The sequence below is a fragment of the Cupriavidus sp. HY129 genome (assembly GCF_059492215.1).
Window position 1 is genome coordinate 1,776,913 of record NZ_CP083255.1, and the last position, 13,459, is coordinate 1,790,371.

General features: G+C 68.3%; 8 protein-coding genes. 2 read left to right on the forward strand and 6 right to left on the reverse strand.

Going from position 1 to position 13,459, the window contains the following annotated elements; genetic code table 11:
• Positions 1-168: 168 nt before the first annotated feature.
• Positions 169-3,000 carry a winged helix-turn-helix domain-containing protein gene (locus K6G35_RS24285; protein WP_495676459.1) on the reverse strand — a complete coding sequence of 944 codons (2,832 nt, stop codon included), beginning with the start codon at positions 2,998-3,000 and terminating at the stop codon, positions 169-171.
• A gap of 261 nt (positions 3,001-3,261) precedes the next feature.
• Between K6G35_RS24285 and K6G35_RS24290 the strand changes: the two genes are divergently transcribed.
• Positions 3,262-5,835 (forward strand): winged helix-turn-helix domain-containing protein, encoded by a 2,574-nt coding sequence (locus tag K6G35_RS24290; protein WP_495676460.1) that lies wholly within the window; start codon positions 3,262-3,264, stop codon positions 5,833-5,835.
• A 55-nt stretch (positions 5,836-5,890) separates the two neighbouring features.
• Here the strand turns inward: K6G35_RS24290 and K6G35_RS24295 are convergent, their stop codons facing one another.
• Positions 5,891-6,322 (reverse strand): PaaI family thioesterase, encoded by a 432-nt coding sequence (locus tag K6G35_RS24295; protein ID WP_495676461.1) that lies wholly within the window; start codon positions 6,320-6,322, stop codon positions 5,891-5,893.
• Positions 6,319-7,485: a CaiB/BaiF CoA transferase family protein gene (locus K6G35_RS24300; protein WP_495676462.1), complete on the reverse strand. Its 1,167-nt coding sequence runs from the start codon at positions 7,483-7,485 to the stop codon at positions 6,319-6,321. The genes K6G35_RS24295 and K6G35_RS24300 overlap by 4 nt, the downstream gene beginning before the upstream one ends.
• 150 nt (positions 7,486-7,635) lie before the next feature.
• Between K6G35_RS24300 and K6G35_RS24305 the strand changes: the two genes are divergently transcribed.
• The gene (locus K6G35_RS24305; protein ID WP_035883875.1) at positions 7,636-8,271 is read left to right on the forward strand and encodes a hypothetical protein; all 636 of its coding nucleotides are present in this window, start codon (positions 7,636-7,638) and stop codon (positions 8,269-8,271) included.
• 65 nt (positions 8,272-8,336) lie between these two features.
• On the opposite strand, the gene K6G35_RS24310 is transcribed toward K6G35_RS24305, so the two are convergent.
• Genes K6G35_RS24310 through K6G35_RS24320 form a run of 3 tightly spaced genes read right to left on the reverse strand, consistent with a single transcriptional unit; the run spans position 8,337 to position 13,262 of the window.
• Complete coding sequence (locus K6G35_RS24310) at positions 8,337-9,758, reverse strand: aldehyde dehydrogenase family protein (RefSeq protein ID WP_495676463.1); 1,422 nt, start codon at positions 9,756-9,758, stop codon at positions 8,337-8,339.
• Positions 9,759-9,789: 31 nt separating this feature from the next.
• On the reverse strand, positions 9,790-11,556 hold the full coding sequence (locus K6G35_RS24315; RefSeq protein ID WP_495676464.1) for a hypothetical protein: 1,767 nt from the start codon (positions 11,554-11,556) through the stop codon (positions 9,790-9,792).
• A gap of 32 nt (positions 11,557-11,588) precedes the next feature.
• Complete coding sequence (locus tag K6G35_RS24320) at positions 11,589-13,262, reverse strand: GMC family oxidoreductase (RefSeq protein ID WP_186426698.1); 1,674 nt, start codon at positions 13,260-13,262, stop codon at positions 11,589-11,591.
• Between the last annotated feature and the right edge of the window lie 197 nt (positions 13,263-13,459).

Sequence of the window (13,459 nt, forward strand, 5' to 3'; positions counted from 1 at the left end):
GCGGCACACGGGTGCCGCAGGGCGTTTGTCGCCTGCCGATCCAGCGGGATCGGACGTGCGATCGAATGACGCTAAGTTACGCCGGGGGAGGGGGCGGCCACTACCACCCATGTCAGGTGGCGCGGCCGCTTGTAGTGGTCAACTCTTGCGAGGGAGCGAGCGCCGGGATCAGCTCGGGCGGGAGAGGTCGCGCACACGCGCGACCGCTTCGTCGCGCGATGTTACGCCAAGCTTGCGGAAGATGTTGCGGAGGTGCCACTTCACGGTCTCGGGCGAGAGGCCGAGCGTGCGGGCGATCTTCTTGTTGGGCAGGGCCTGTCCGAGCAATTCGACCACATCGGCTTCGCGTTCGCTCAGTGGCTCTGCAAGCGTGCGCAGCGTGGCTGGCGCCGCAGCGCCGGCTGATGCCACCGGGTTGGCAGCACCGGTCGCGCGCAGGCGGCTGATGTAGAACGCGAGCAGCGGATCGGGCGCTTCACCGGGCTGCTGCGCTAGTGCAGCAATCTCGTCGAACGCGCCCGGGTCGACATCGAGCAGGCTGCGCACCAGGCCGAGCCGGTGGCTCGCGCGCAACGCAGCCAGCACGCGCTCGCGCACGGACGCAGCGTTGCCGAGTCGATGGTCGGCCAGTGCCGCCATCCACTGTATTTGCGCGAGATGGCGTTGCCATCCGCGTCGTTGACACTGGTCGATCAGCGGGCCGACGGCAGCGGCCGCCTTCGCGGGATCACCGTCCAGCAGGTATCCCATGACGCGCGCGCGGCCTGCCACCAGAAGGATCTCGTCCACGGTGCCAGGGCCCGCGCCGCGGTGGCGTTCGGCGATGGCCTCGAGCCGCGACCGGCAGGCATCCGCTGCGGCACGGTCGCCGGCTCGCCGATGCAGCCGGACCTGGCCGGCAAGGCTGTGCGCGAGCAAACGATCGAGCTTGCGTCGCGCGGCATGTTCTTCCAGCCGTTCGAGGTAGGCAAAGGCATCCAGATGGTGACCACGGACGGCATGGCACTTCGCGAGCGTCATGATGACGCGCAAAACCGAATCGGGAATCGAGATGCGCTCCAGCACGTCCACCCGGGGTTCCAGCATGGCCAGCGCGGCTTCGATCTGGTTTTGCTCGTAGAGCACCTCGCCAAGCATGGCTGCCGCAAAGTACTCGGGCTCGGTCCCGAATGCGCCGACCTGTTCGGTTTCGCGTAGCACGTCACGGCAAATGCGCTCCACCTGCGTGATCTTGCCTTCGATCGCGTAGCTGAAGGCGGCCATGCATCGGCCGTTGAGCATGCCGGCCGCGCTGCCGAGCAGCGGCGCGCCCTCGACGATCAGTGGCGCGTTGTCAGACTGGATGGCGCGGGCGCGCTCGTAGTTGCCCTGATGCATGTAGAGCCACGTCAACAGGTTGTTACGCGCGCCCACCAGCAAGCCGCCGACGTCGCCCGGCATGGATTCGAGCAGCGGCTGCAGCCGCTGCGCACTCTCGGCGTCGTCGGTCAGCACCATTCGCATCATCTGGAGTTGCCTGAGGCGCTGGCGCAGCTCCCCTTCGGCTGGCAGTTCGCCATCGAGCGCGTCGAGCTCGGCCCGCGCGGCATCGACTTCGTGCGCATAGAGTTGCATCTGCACCGTGAGCAGGCGCAACGCCAGCCGGGCACGGACCTCGGGTTTGGGAAGCTGCTGCAGCAGACCCGCCACCTTGCGTACCTCGCCACGTCCGATCAGGGTCGATGCGTAGCGTTCGACCAGATCGGCGGCGGTACCGGATTCGCCGGCCAGCACCGCGTGCCTGACCGCTTCGACGAGCAGCCGGTGATCGCGGAACCACTGCCAGGCCGCCATATGGACCTGATGCCGCACCGATTCGCTGCGCTGGCGGAACCGCTCCGCCAGCGTTTCGCGCAGGAGCGGATGCAGCCGGTACCACGGTGCCCGGTCGGGCCCCTGTACCGGTTCGATAAACAGGTTCTCGTTGTCGAGCCGCGCCAGCAGCGCCGAAACCACGGGTTCCGAATCGGCGCGCCCCCCGGTCAGGGCGACACAGAGCGATGCGCAGAAGCGCTCGCAGGCGGCCGCGTGCACCAGCAACTCGGCTTCGTCCGGGGACAGGCGTGACAGCACCTCGCGCTCGAAATAGGCCGAGAAGGCGCCCGCATTCAGCACATTGGCCCGCACGAAGTCGTTGGCGAACGACAGGCTGTTGGCGTCCTGCTTCTTGCGCTTCCAGTGCGTGGCGAACAGTTGCAGGCCGGCCACCCATCCGTCGGTCAGCTCGTGTAGTACCCGCGCATCGCGCGCGTCAATCCCGGTCAACTGCGTGGCCAGAAAGCGCCGCGATTCGTCGGCGGTCAGCCGCAGGTCGCGCTGGTCGAGTTCAAGCACGAGGTCCTGGTCGCGCAGGCGTCCCAGCGAGAGCGGCACCTGGCTGCGCGAGGCCAGCACCACGTGCAGGTTTGGCGGCGCGTAGTCCAGCAGCCACTGCATGGCTTCCAGCACGCGGGGGTTGGTCAGGCGATGCAGTTCGTCGATCACCAGCACGATCTCGCGCGGGCACGCCGCGATGCCGCCCACCAGCGCGATCACGGTGCGCTCGATTGCCTCGCTTTCCATGTCGCCCAGACCGCCGAGCAGGGCGGCCTCGCGCGTGATGGCGGGGCTGACCTGCGCCAGGCTCGACAGCACGTGGTCGAGCCAGTGGGTCATGTCGTTGTCGTCGTCGGCCAGCGTCACCCAGGCCATGTCGAAGCCCAGGGCGCGCAGGTCTAGCCGCCAGGCCACCAGCACGGCCGTTTTGCCGAAGCCGGCGGGTCCCTGGATCACGATGCAGCGGCGGCGGCGAGCCTCGGTGAGTTGGGCCAGCAGCCGTTCGCGCGCCACCACGCGCGCCGTGCCGCGCGGATGCGCGCGCGCAGCCGATAGCGGCGAAACGTCAGGAGAAACGTCGGGAGAGATATCCGCGAAGACGTCGGTCGATGCGGATTCAGCCGGCGCGGGAAAAGGCTGGGACATGGGTTTGACCAGCGCCGGATGCGGCGGCGCGCAGGAGGGGCAAGGCCCGATGCCAAGCGATTCTACTCGCCCCCCCGGTGGCGCGGGACGACCAAAAGCGCACGACCGTGCGCTTTGCGTCGTTCCCACCCGCTTCAGGTGGGCCAGGGTGGCTGTCGGCCGCAACGCGCGCGTGCGGGCATATCCTGCTGGTCATACGGTCTGCGAGCGGTCTGCGAGTGTGGGCCGGCAGGTACGGAGCGGATGTCCATGGATTGCAGTGTGCCTTCCCACAAGCTCATGCCGCCCAGGCTGGGCGGCGGCATCGCCATGCGCGATGCGCTGCTGGCGCGGCTGCATGAGGCGCGCCATGCGGCGCTGGTGGTGCTGGCCGCCAGCCCGGGGTATGGCAAGACCACGCTGTTGGCGCAGTGGCGCCAGCAACTCGTGGGCGCGCGCGCGCGGGTGGGCTGGCTCTCGCTCGGCCCGGAGCTTGACGCGCCGGCCCGGCTTTGCGCGGCCATCGAGGCAAGCGTGGCCAGCGTGGCCAGCGTGGTCAGTGTTATACAGGGCGACGTGTCGCCATCACCCCGGCACGACTCGACCGAAGCCCTGATCGCGGCGCTGGCCGCCGTGCCCGACGAACTCTATCTGATGCTCGATGGCGCGGAGTACCTGCGCGACACGGGCGCATGGGCCGTGTTGCAGGCCTTGATCGACGCGCGCCTGCCGCGCCTGCATCTGGCGCTGGCCACGCGCTGCCGTCCGGCCCTGCGTCTTGGCCAGCTTGGGGCGGAGGGCGTGGTGGTCGAACTCGACGACGAATCGCTGGCCTTTACCCTGGCCGAAACCCGCGCGTGCCTGCCGCCCGAATCGGGCCAAGCCGCGAGCGTGCGGTTGCTGGAGGCTACGCGCGGCTGGCCGGCGGGTGTGCGAATGCTGGCTGGGGGGCGCGCGGCGGACGAATCGCGCGCGGCGCTCGACGCGTACTGGACCGAAGTGGTCGCGCCAGGGCTGAGCGCGGGACAGGCGCGGCTATTGCGCTGGCTCGCATGGCTCGACCGCTGGACGCCGGAACTTGCCGCCGATGTCACGGGTGTGCCGCGCGCCGCCGAATGCGCGCGGAGTCTGGTCGGGCAGGGCATCTTCATCGGCCCAGCCCGGGCGCACGCTGGCTGGTATACGCTCCATCCGCTGTTTGCCGACTGGCTGCGGCGGTCGATGCCGCTCGCCGGTGCCGACCGGCTGGCGCTGCACCGGCGAGCCGTCGCCGCATGGCTGCGGGTGGGTAGCAGCGGCGAGGCGCTGGACCACGCCATGCGTGCCGACGATGCCGGGCTCGTGGCGCACGTCGTGCGCGAAGCCATGCCGGCGATGCCGGCGCTGAGTCAACTTCGCGCGTTACCGGTCTGGATCGATCAGGCTGGCATCGAACGTGTGGTCGACGAGCCCGCCATGCTGCTGGCGGCGGCCTGGGCTTGCACCGTTGCGGCACGCCTGGACGAGGCGGAGCGCTGGTTGGCCATGCTCGCCGGGCGCGACGATGTTGCCGCGCAGGTCGTGCTGATCCGCGCGAGCATCGCATTCCAGAAGGATGACCCTGCCGCCATGGATGTGTGGCTGGCCCGGCTCGGCGGCCATGCACTGCCGCATCCGTCGCTGGAGCACATTCGCGCCGCGCTGGCGGTGCGATGCGGGGCCATGCTGCATCGGCCCGAGTTCCCGTCGGTGCCAAGGCTGGAAGCGGCACCTCATGATGAACTGGTGGCGATGGCGCATGGCGCGGCCGCGCTGACCATGCTGATGCGCGGGGATGCGCGCAGGGCTCAGGCTGTCGGGATGCCGGCGGCACGCATGGCGCAGCAGATTCACGGCAGGCGTTCGGTGAGCGCTTGCGTATGTGCGGTGCCGGTCGCGGCCGCCCTGCTCGAACAGGACCGCGCCGAAGAAGCCGCCGAGATGCTGGCCTGCTGGCTAGACCTGGCCCATCACTCCTCGCCGGACGTGATGATCGTGGCCACGCTGTGCCAGGCGCGGCTGCAGTGGCTGGCCGGCGACCAGCATGGCGCTCGCGCGACCCTGATAGAAGCGCAGGCCCGAGCGGCTGGGCGGGGGCTGATACGGGTGCAGGTGCGTTTGCTGGCGCAGCGGGTGTTATTCGCCATTCAGGCCGGGGACTTGCGGCATGCTGGCCTGCTGCAGGACGAGCTTGACGCGCTGGCCGCCACGCTGGATGCATCGGACATGCGCGCCCGGGAGGTCGGCACGATCGCGGCGTTGTCGCGCGTGCGCGTGGCGCTGAGTGCCGGTAATCCGGTCGGGGCGCTGGCCGCGCTGGAGCCGGTTCGCTCCGACAACGCCGGCGCGCTAGTGCTGATCGATCTGCTGTTCGCGCGTGTGAATGCCGCCCTGGACCGGCCACACCTCGTGGTGCGCCATCTTGAATCGGCACTGGCTGCGGGGCTGCGGCTTGGCCTGTTGCGCATGTTGCGCGATGAGCCGGGCATTCCGGCGCTGCTCGACTGCGTGCAGCCATCGGGCGACGCGGTGCGCGACAACTGGCTGGGCCGTGTGCGCGCCGCGAAAGATCAGCTCCAGCAGCCCGCCACGTGCCTGCCAATGGTTCGGCGGCGCAGGCGTGACGGCGATCCGGAGCATCTGACCCCGCGCGAGCGCGATATCGTCGCGCTGCTCGAGCAGTCGATGTCGAACAAGCGCATCGCGCTGGTATTGAACCTGAGTGTCGATACGGTCAAGTGGAACCTGCGCCAGATCTACGCCAAGCTGGGCGTCTCCACGCGCTACGAAGTCATACTGGCCGTGCGCAACCGGGCGCTGCGCACGGGTACCGCCTGACGATGGAAGGCCGTGACGGCCGGGTCCAGACTGGAGCGGACCAGACCGGGCTGGACTAAGCAGCGACTACAGAGAACACCGCTGTCGTCTGCAGCACCATCCGGTCCCCCACATACACATCGCAACTGCCATTCATGAGCCGCTTGCCGATCTTGTGCAGCGTGACGCGTGCTTCCACGAATTCACCCTCGCGCACGGCGCCAAGGTAGCTGACGCTCAGTTGCGCCGTGCGGGGGATCAGTTCGGGGTTGGTGCGCCGCAGGACCACGCCGTACGCGGAATCGGCGAGCGTGGCCAGAAAGCCGCCGTGGACGATGTCCTGCGCGTTCATGTGGGCAGTCGTGATGCGGGTGGCCAGGATTGGCTCGCTCTCGTGGACATAGAACTCGCCGCAGGTCGTCATAAAGCCCGGGCTGGACCGCACGCGTCTGAAGCCGTGCGGCGTGTCCGAGGTGGCTGGCAACAGGACCAGCATCGGCGCGCTCATGGCTGCTCCTCGACAAAGCCGAGGCCTTGCGCGCGCAACTGGGCAATCGCGGCGTCGTCGAACCCCCATTCGCGCAGCGCGGCGCCGCCATGCTGGCCACGTGCCGGGGCTGCGCGGCGGACTTCGGACGGGGTGCCGAGAAAACGCGGCGCCGGGCCGGGCTGCACCACGCCGTCCACTTCGATGAAGCTGCCGCGCGCGCGGTGCTGCGGGTGGTCCGGCGCTTCGGAAAAGCCCAGCACCGGGGCCACGCATGCATCGCTGCCGTCGAAGATCGCGCACCATTCATCGCGCGTGCGGGTCAGGAATACTTCGGTGAAGCGGCGGCGCAGGATGGGCCAGCCGGCGCGGTCGTGCTGGCCGGGCAGGGTCTCGCCGGCCAGGCCAAGCTTCTCGATCAGTTCCGCGTAGAAGCGCGACTCCACGGCGCCCACCGACATGTACTGGCCATCCTGGGTGCAATAGCTGTCGTACCAGGGAGTGCCGCCATCGAGGAAGTTGCTGCCACGCGACTCGCGCCAGTTGCCCGAGGCAATCAGGCCCCAGATCACCGCGCCGAGCTGCGCGGCGCCTTCGATCATCGCCGCATCCACCACCTGGCCCTTGCCGCCGCGATGCACGTTGAGCAAGGCGGATACCACGCCAAGCGCCAGCAACATGCCGCCGCCACCGTAATCGCCCACCAGGTTCAGCGGCGGAACCGGGGCCTCGCCGGCACGGCCGATGCCCGACAGCACGCCCGACAGCGCAACGTAGTTGAGGTCGTGTCCCGCGCGTTCGGCCAGCGGACCGGTCTGGCCCCAGCCGGTCATGCGGCCGTAGATCAGGCGTGGATTGCGCGCCAGTGCGATGGCGGGGCCCAGCCCAAGGCGCTCCATGGTGCCGGGGCGGAATCCCTCGATGACCACATCGGCCTTGGCGATCAGTTCCAGCGCGGCCTGCTGGCCTTCCGGCTGCTTGAGGTCGATGGTGACCGAGCGGCGGCCGCGCCCCGTGACGTCGATGCGCTTGCCGGGGCCGCGCTTCGGGCCCAGGTCCGTGGGGGCCACGGGCCGGTCGATGCGGAGCACGTCGGCGCCCATGTCGGCCAGAAGCATGGCGCCGAACGGCCCGGGGCCGATGGCTTCGAATTCGATGACGCGGATACCGCTGAGGACGCCCATGGTTGTCTCCCGAAGTTGGTTTTGTCTGCCTGCCAGTAGACCAAAATCCGGCATGGAGCGAAGCCACCCGTATCAGGTTGGACGTGTCGGGTTTGCGCGGTGGCGGCGAATCGCGTTCCTATAATCGGCTGACTATATCGAGGAGACATCATGCCCGGCGCGCAGCGTATTGCCCAAACCACCCCCGACGCCGGCGATCTTCGCCGCGAGGTACGCGCCCTGACGCAACGCGCGCATCGCATGGCCCTGGCGCAGGCAAGTGCCACGGAAGCCTACGAGGACCGACTGGCTGCACTGTTCGACGCATGGATGGCAACCGGCGATGGGCGGCAGCGCGTGGTCTGCTTTGCCACGGCGGCGCAGTTCGGTCTGGATGTGAGGCGGTACGCCGAGTCATGTCGTCAGGCCGCCACCTGCGACGGTGGCGAGGCCGTGCGGATGCTTTACCTGGCCGCCGCGCGCCGATTGCGTAGCCGCTGGGGCGAGGCCGCGCGCCGGCTCGATATCGGCGATGCCACGGTGGCCGCCGCGCGCGTCCGCGCCATGCCGGCCACAGGCGAATCCCCGCTGTGTACGCACTGCGAGCGGCTACGTCACGACAGCCGTCGCGCGGGCGGCCACGGGGCGTTGCGTCCCGCGGGCGATCTGCAGTGGCGCAGCCTGGGCGGTAGCGCCATGTGCGAAACGCGCGCGCATCAGTGCATGTTGTGCCGGACGGACTGGATGCGGCATCGCACTGGCGCGGACCCGTTCGTGGGATGGACGATCAGCCGGCGTCCTCGATGACCCAGGAACGAAAAAGGGAGCGGCGCCGTCGCTCCCTTTTTCGTTGCCTTCCTTATCGGGTCCGGTCAGACCGTCACGGCCTTGACTTCGAGATACTCGGCCAGCCCGTGCGCGCCGTTCTCACGGCCATTGCCGGATGCGCGGTACCCACCGAACGGCATCGACAGGTCGACCTGGCCGCCGTTGATGCGGACCGAACCGGCACGCAGACGCGCCGCTACGCGCCGCGCGCGGGCAGGGTCGCCCGATGCCACATACGCGGCGAGCCCGTATGGCGTGTCATTGGCGATGTCGATCCCCTGTGCTTCGTCGTCGTACGGAATCATGACCAGCACCGGTCCGAAGATCTCCTCGCGCGCGATCGTCATGCTGTTGTCGACGTCGGCGAAGATGGTCGGCCGCGCATAGAAACCACGGGTCAACCCGTCCGGCCGGCCCGGTCCACCCGCCACGACCCGGGCGCCTTCCTCGATGCCGGTGCCGATCATGCGCTGGACCTTTTCGTACTGCGCCTTGTTGGAGATGGGGCCGATACGCGTGCCCGGCTCGGCGGGGTCGCCCACCTGCAATGCATTGCAGGTGGCGGCCGCCACGCGCACGGCTTCGTCATAGCGATCGCGCGGCACCAGCATCCGGGTGGGCGCGATGCAGGTCTGCCCGGAGTTCAGCATCACGTGCCCCACGCCCTGGGCAACGGCGGCCTGCAGGTCGGCGTCGTCCAGAATCAGCAGCGGCGACTTGCCGCCAAGCTCCTGGTGCACGCGCTTGACCGTGGCGGCTGCGGCCTGCGCCACGGCAATGCCCGCGCGGGTGGAGCCAGTGATCGAGATCACATCCACGTCGGGGTGGGCGGCAAGCCGCGCGCCCACTTCCTGACCATCGCCGAACACCATGTTGAATACGCCGGCAGGGGTGCCTGCCTCGTGCATCACGTCGGCGAACAGGGCCGCGTCGAGCGGCGCGATTTCCGATGGCTTGAGGACGATGGTGCAGCCGGCAGCCAGCGCGGCGGCCACCTTGGCGCAGATCAGGCTCAGCGGCCAGTTCCAGGCCGTGATCAGCGCGGCCACACCGATCGGTTCATGGCGCACGTAGTTGTTGCCGTGGGCGGTTTCGAACTGGAAGGCGCGCAGCGTTTCGGTGGCGGCGCCCAGATGGGCGAGTCCGATCGGGGCCTGCAGCGTATTGCAGAGGCTGACCGGCGCGCCGATTTCGGTACGCACTGCCTCTGCGAAATCGCCCAAGCGTGCCTTGTACAACGCGGTGATCCGTTCCAGTAACGCCAGACGTTCTTCACGGCTGGTCTCGGACCATGCGGGGAACGCGGCACGCGCCGCGGCCACGGCGCGGTCGACATCCTCCGCGCTGCCAAGCGTGACGTGACCGGCAACCTCTTCCGTGGCCGGATTGACGATGGGCATGCTGCGGGCTGCGGCGGCTGGCGGAACCCATTGGCCGTCGATGTAGAACCTGTCGAGTGTCTTCATGCATGTCTCCTTGTCGTTGTCGGGTGTTGGATCACTGGCGTTGCGCCGTGGTCACGGCATCCCCGGTCACGCGCTTCATCCGGGACGTGTCCAGCCGCATCAGCCCAAACGCGCCGCTATAGAAGATGTGGCCCTCGGCATCGACCTTGATGGGAGAGTACAACCCGTTGAAGGTCGGATCGGTGCCGGTGCGGATCGTCATCACGGTCTTGCCGGTGTCCAGATCCATGCCGATGTGATAGCGGTCGTTCCAGCGGTTCGTGAAGTAGCCGTCGACAATCGCCATGCGGCCGCCGCCGCTGATCATCGGCACCACCGAGATCGACGACACATCCGTGCGCACCCATTGCATCTTCCAGTTGTGGGTGCGCTGCTGCCACTTGAGCATGGCCACGCCGGTCGGGCCCGGGCGTGTGGCGCCGTTGATCAGGCTCGTGAAGCCGCCGCCGCGCTCGATCTGGGGCGAATCGTTGGTCGGGATGTTGTTGACCACGAACGCGTAGTCGCCAAAAGCCGCCACGGACTGCTCGGACTGGACTGATTCGAGCTTGGGACCCATGTCCACCACCAACTGGTCCGCGATACGCGGCGATTGCGTGCCGGGTTTGGCCTTCCAGCCGGCGGGGATGTTGTCGCGCCAGAAGGCCACCATGCGCATCTTGCGCGCGCCGTCGGTGATGACCACGAGCTTGTCCTCGTCCGGGCCAAAACCCATCAGCGTCGGCGTGGAGCCGGTGCCGTCGGCGATCTTGGGCGCGGGCATCACCACGCCACGGTCGTACGCGGCGCGCCACGCGCCACTGGCCTCGTCGTCGTGGATCTTGCCGTGGATGTCCACCACCAGACGGTACATCGTCGTGTTGGACGCCACGTAGACCGCGCCGCCACCCGCCTCGGGGCCCGTGGCGAAGCTGTTCATGAACATCTCGTCGGCGCCGGATACGGTGTAGCTGTCGATGACCTGTAGCGAATCGCGGTCGAGCGTGACGACCTTGCCACCGAGCGTATTGACGACCAGGTAACCGTTGTAGGTCATGCCCATGCCGAAGAGGATATCGGCGGGCAGGCGGGTCTTGCCGCGCTTGATCTTCTCGTTGTCGAACAGGCTGGCCGGGAGCGTGGCCGCGCGCAGCGGCGTCATGCCCGACGCGGGCGATTTCGGGTCGAGCTGGTCGATACGGAAGATCTGGCGGCCGCTGCAGCCGTAGAACGCATCGTCGCGGCCCAGCACCGCATAGACCGCGCCGTTGGCGGCCTGGTCTTCGGCGAACGACACCATCCGGTTCGGCTGCGACTTCATGTAGGCGAGCAGGCCAGCCTCGTCGCGGGCCGCCAGGAACGCCTTGACCTTCTCGGCCTGTGCCTGGCGCTCCGTCGGCGTCACGGGGGTGTAGTTCGGCAGGCGCACGGGGATTTCGGTACGCGCGATCTCGGTCAGCTTGCCGTTCTCGACCGTTACCTTGCGCAGCGAGAAGCCGGCCCACCACCAGTAGATGTCCTTGCCGCCCACGTGGTCCATGACCAGCGGGAGACTGACGGACTCGTTGGGAATGACCTGGACCGATTCCGGCGTCATTTCGAAGTTGCCACGCGGCACGGTGAATCCGACGCTGTCCGTGGCGGCGTCATTCCAGTGGGTCTGGTTGTTGTACGACTGGGCCAGGAACGGATTCGACACCGGCCCGGAGGCGGCGACAGGGCCGACAGCGGGGCCAACAGCGGGGCCATTAGCGCAGGCGGTCGTGGCAATCAGGCTGGCCGCGATGGCGGTCAGTGCGAAGCGGGTGGAACAGCGCATCAAATGCTCCAGGTGGGAAGAGGTAGTGGTCATCAGGCGCCCGAGCGGATCAGGTCGGCGGCCTTCTCGCCGATCATCATGGCGGGTGCATTGGTGTTGCCGCCGATCAGCGTCGGCATGATCGAGGCATCGACTACGCGCAGGCCTTCCACGCCGTGCACGCGCAGGGAGGGGTCGACCACGGCCATCGCATCCACGCCCATCTTGCAGGTGCCGATCGGGTGGAAGACTGAATCCGCATGACGGCGCACATACGCGCGGATGGCGGCTTCGTCGCCGTCGCCGGGGCCGATCTCCTCGGTGAGCAGTTCACGGCCTTGCGCGGAAGCCAGCGCCGGCTGCGCGAAGATGCGGCGCATCAGGCGGAAGCAGGCGACCATGCCCGCCATGTCCGATTCGGCGGAAAGGAAGCGCGGATCGATCAGCGGCGCATCGCGGGTATCGGCACTGTTCAGCCGCACGTGGCCGCGGCTTTCGGGGCGCAGCAGGCAGGCCAGGCCGGTGAAGCCATGCTTGAGATCGCGGCGTCGCATGCCGGTGTGCGTCGGGGAAAGCCCCGGCACGAAGTGGAACTGCAGGTCGGGCTCGGCCAGGTCCCGCCGGCTGCGCAGGAAGGCGCCTGCTTCGGCAAGGTTGGAACTGAACATGCCGGTGCGGTCGCGTCGATACTGGCGCCACTGGCCCAGCATCCTGGCCGCGCCGCGCAGCGAGTATCCGAAAAGCTGCGGCGATGACACCTGACGGCAAACGGCGATGTCGAGGTGGTCTTGCAGGTTTTCGCCCACGCCGGGCAGGTCGTGCACGACGTCGATGCCGAGATCGCGCAGATGGGCAGCCGGGCCGATACCGGATGCGAGAAGAAGCTGCGGCGAATTGAAGGCGCCGCCGCTGACGATCACTTCGCGGCGCGCGCGCAGCACCTGCGTGACGCCGGCGCGCGTGATGCTGACACCGACCGCGCGGCGACCCTCGAACACGATGCGCTGCACCTGCGTGTCCGGCCAGACCGTCAGGTTGCGGCGGCCGCCGCTGAAGGTGCCATCGTTGGCATCGCCATGGTGCAGGTAGGCGCGCGCGCTGTTCCAGCGCTCGCCGTTGCGCTGCGTGACCTGGTAATAGCCGGCGCCGTCCTGTTCCGCGCCGTTGAAGTCGCGGTTGAACGGGATGCCGGCCTGCATCGCGGCCTCGATAAAGCGCGCGGAAAACGGGTTGGGCGTGCGCAGCTCGTTGACGTGCAGCGGGCCGTCCTTGCCGTGGTGCCGGTCATCGAGCGCGTGGTTGGTTTCGCTGCGACGGAAGTAGGGGAGCACATCGTCATAGCCCCAGCCCTGGCAGCCCAGTTGCGCCCAGGTGTCGTAGTCCTTGCGGTGGCCACGGATATAGACCATGCCATTGATCGACGAACTGCCGCCCAGGCCGCGCCCGCGCGGCTGGTAGGACTGCCGGCCGTCGAGTCCCGGCTGCGGCACGGTGCGATAGGCGTAGTTGCGCGGACCGGCTTTCGGGACGATCGTCGCAACGGCCACCGGCGTCCAGACGCTGAAGTGATGATCGGTCGGGCCAGCTTCGAGCAGGGCCACGGTTACGCCGGCATCCTCGGCCAGCCGCGCCGCAACGGCGCACCCGGCCGATCCTGCGCCGACGATGATGTAGTCGAAGGCCGCCACCGCCGGCGTGTCGCCGGCGAGCTTTTCATTTTGGGTCACATCTGTCTCCTGTATGCGGCTTGTTGGGTCGCCGAGCCGGCGCGCACGCGCGAAAAGCTCATGGCCGGTGCGCAGTACATCAAATTGCGGTCAAGAGAACAGCCACCCATATGGGGTTGGGTGGGTGGGGAAATGGAGTGGGTGTCACAAGTGGCAAAGCAGGCACTGGGGCCGCCAGCCTTGTTGTGGTGGTGGGA

What these genes read in the sequence shown, in the direction of transcription:
- K6G35_RS24285 (WP_495676459.1), bottom strand. Translation starts at nt 3,000, where the DNA reads ATGTCCCAGCCTTTTCCCGCGCCGGCTGAATCCGCATCGACCGACGTC.
- K6G35_RS24295 (WP_495676461.1), bottom strand. Translation starts at nt 6,322, where the DNA reads ATGAGCGCGCCGATGCTGGTCCTGTTGCCAGCCACCTCGGACACGCCG.
- K6G35_RS24300 (WP_495676462.1), bottom strand. Translation starts at nt 7,485, where the DNA reads ATGGGCGTCCTCAGCGGTATCCGCGTCATCGAATTCGAAGCCATCGGC.
- K6G35_RS24305 (WP_035883875.1), top strand. Translation starts at nt 7,636, where the DNA reads ATGCCCGGCGCGCAGCGTATTGCCCAAACCACCCCCGACGCCGGCGAT.
- K6G35_RS24310 (WP_495676463.1), bottom strand. Translation starts at nt 9,758, where the DNA reads ATGAAGACACTCGACAGGTTCTACATCGACGGCCAATGGGTTCCGCCA.
- K6G35_RS24315 (WP_495676464.1), bottom strand. Translation starts at nt 11,556, where the DNA reads ATGCGCTGTTCCACCCGCTTCGCACTGACCGCCATCGCGGCCAGCCTG.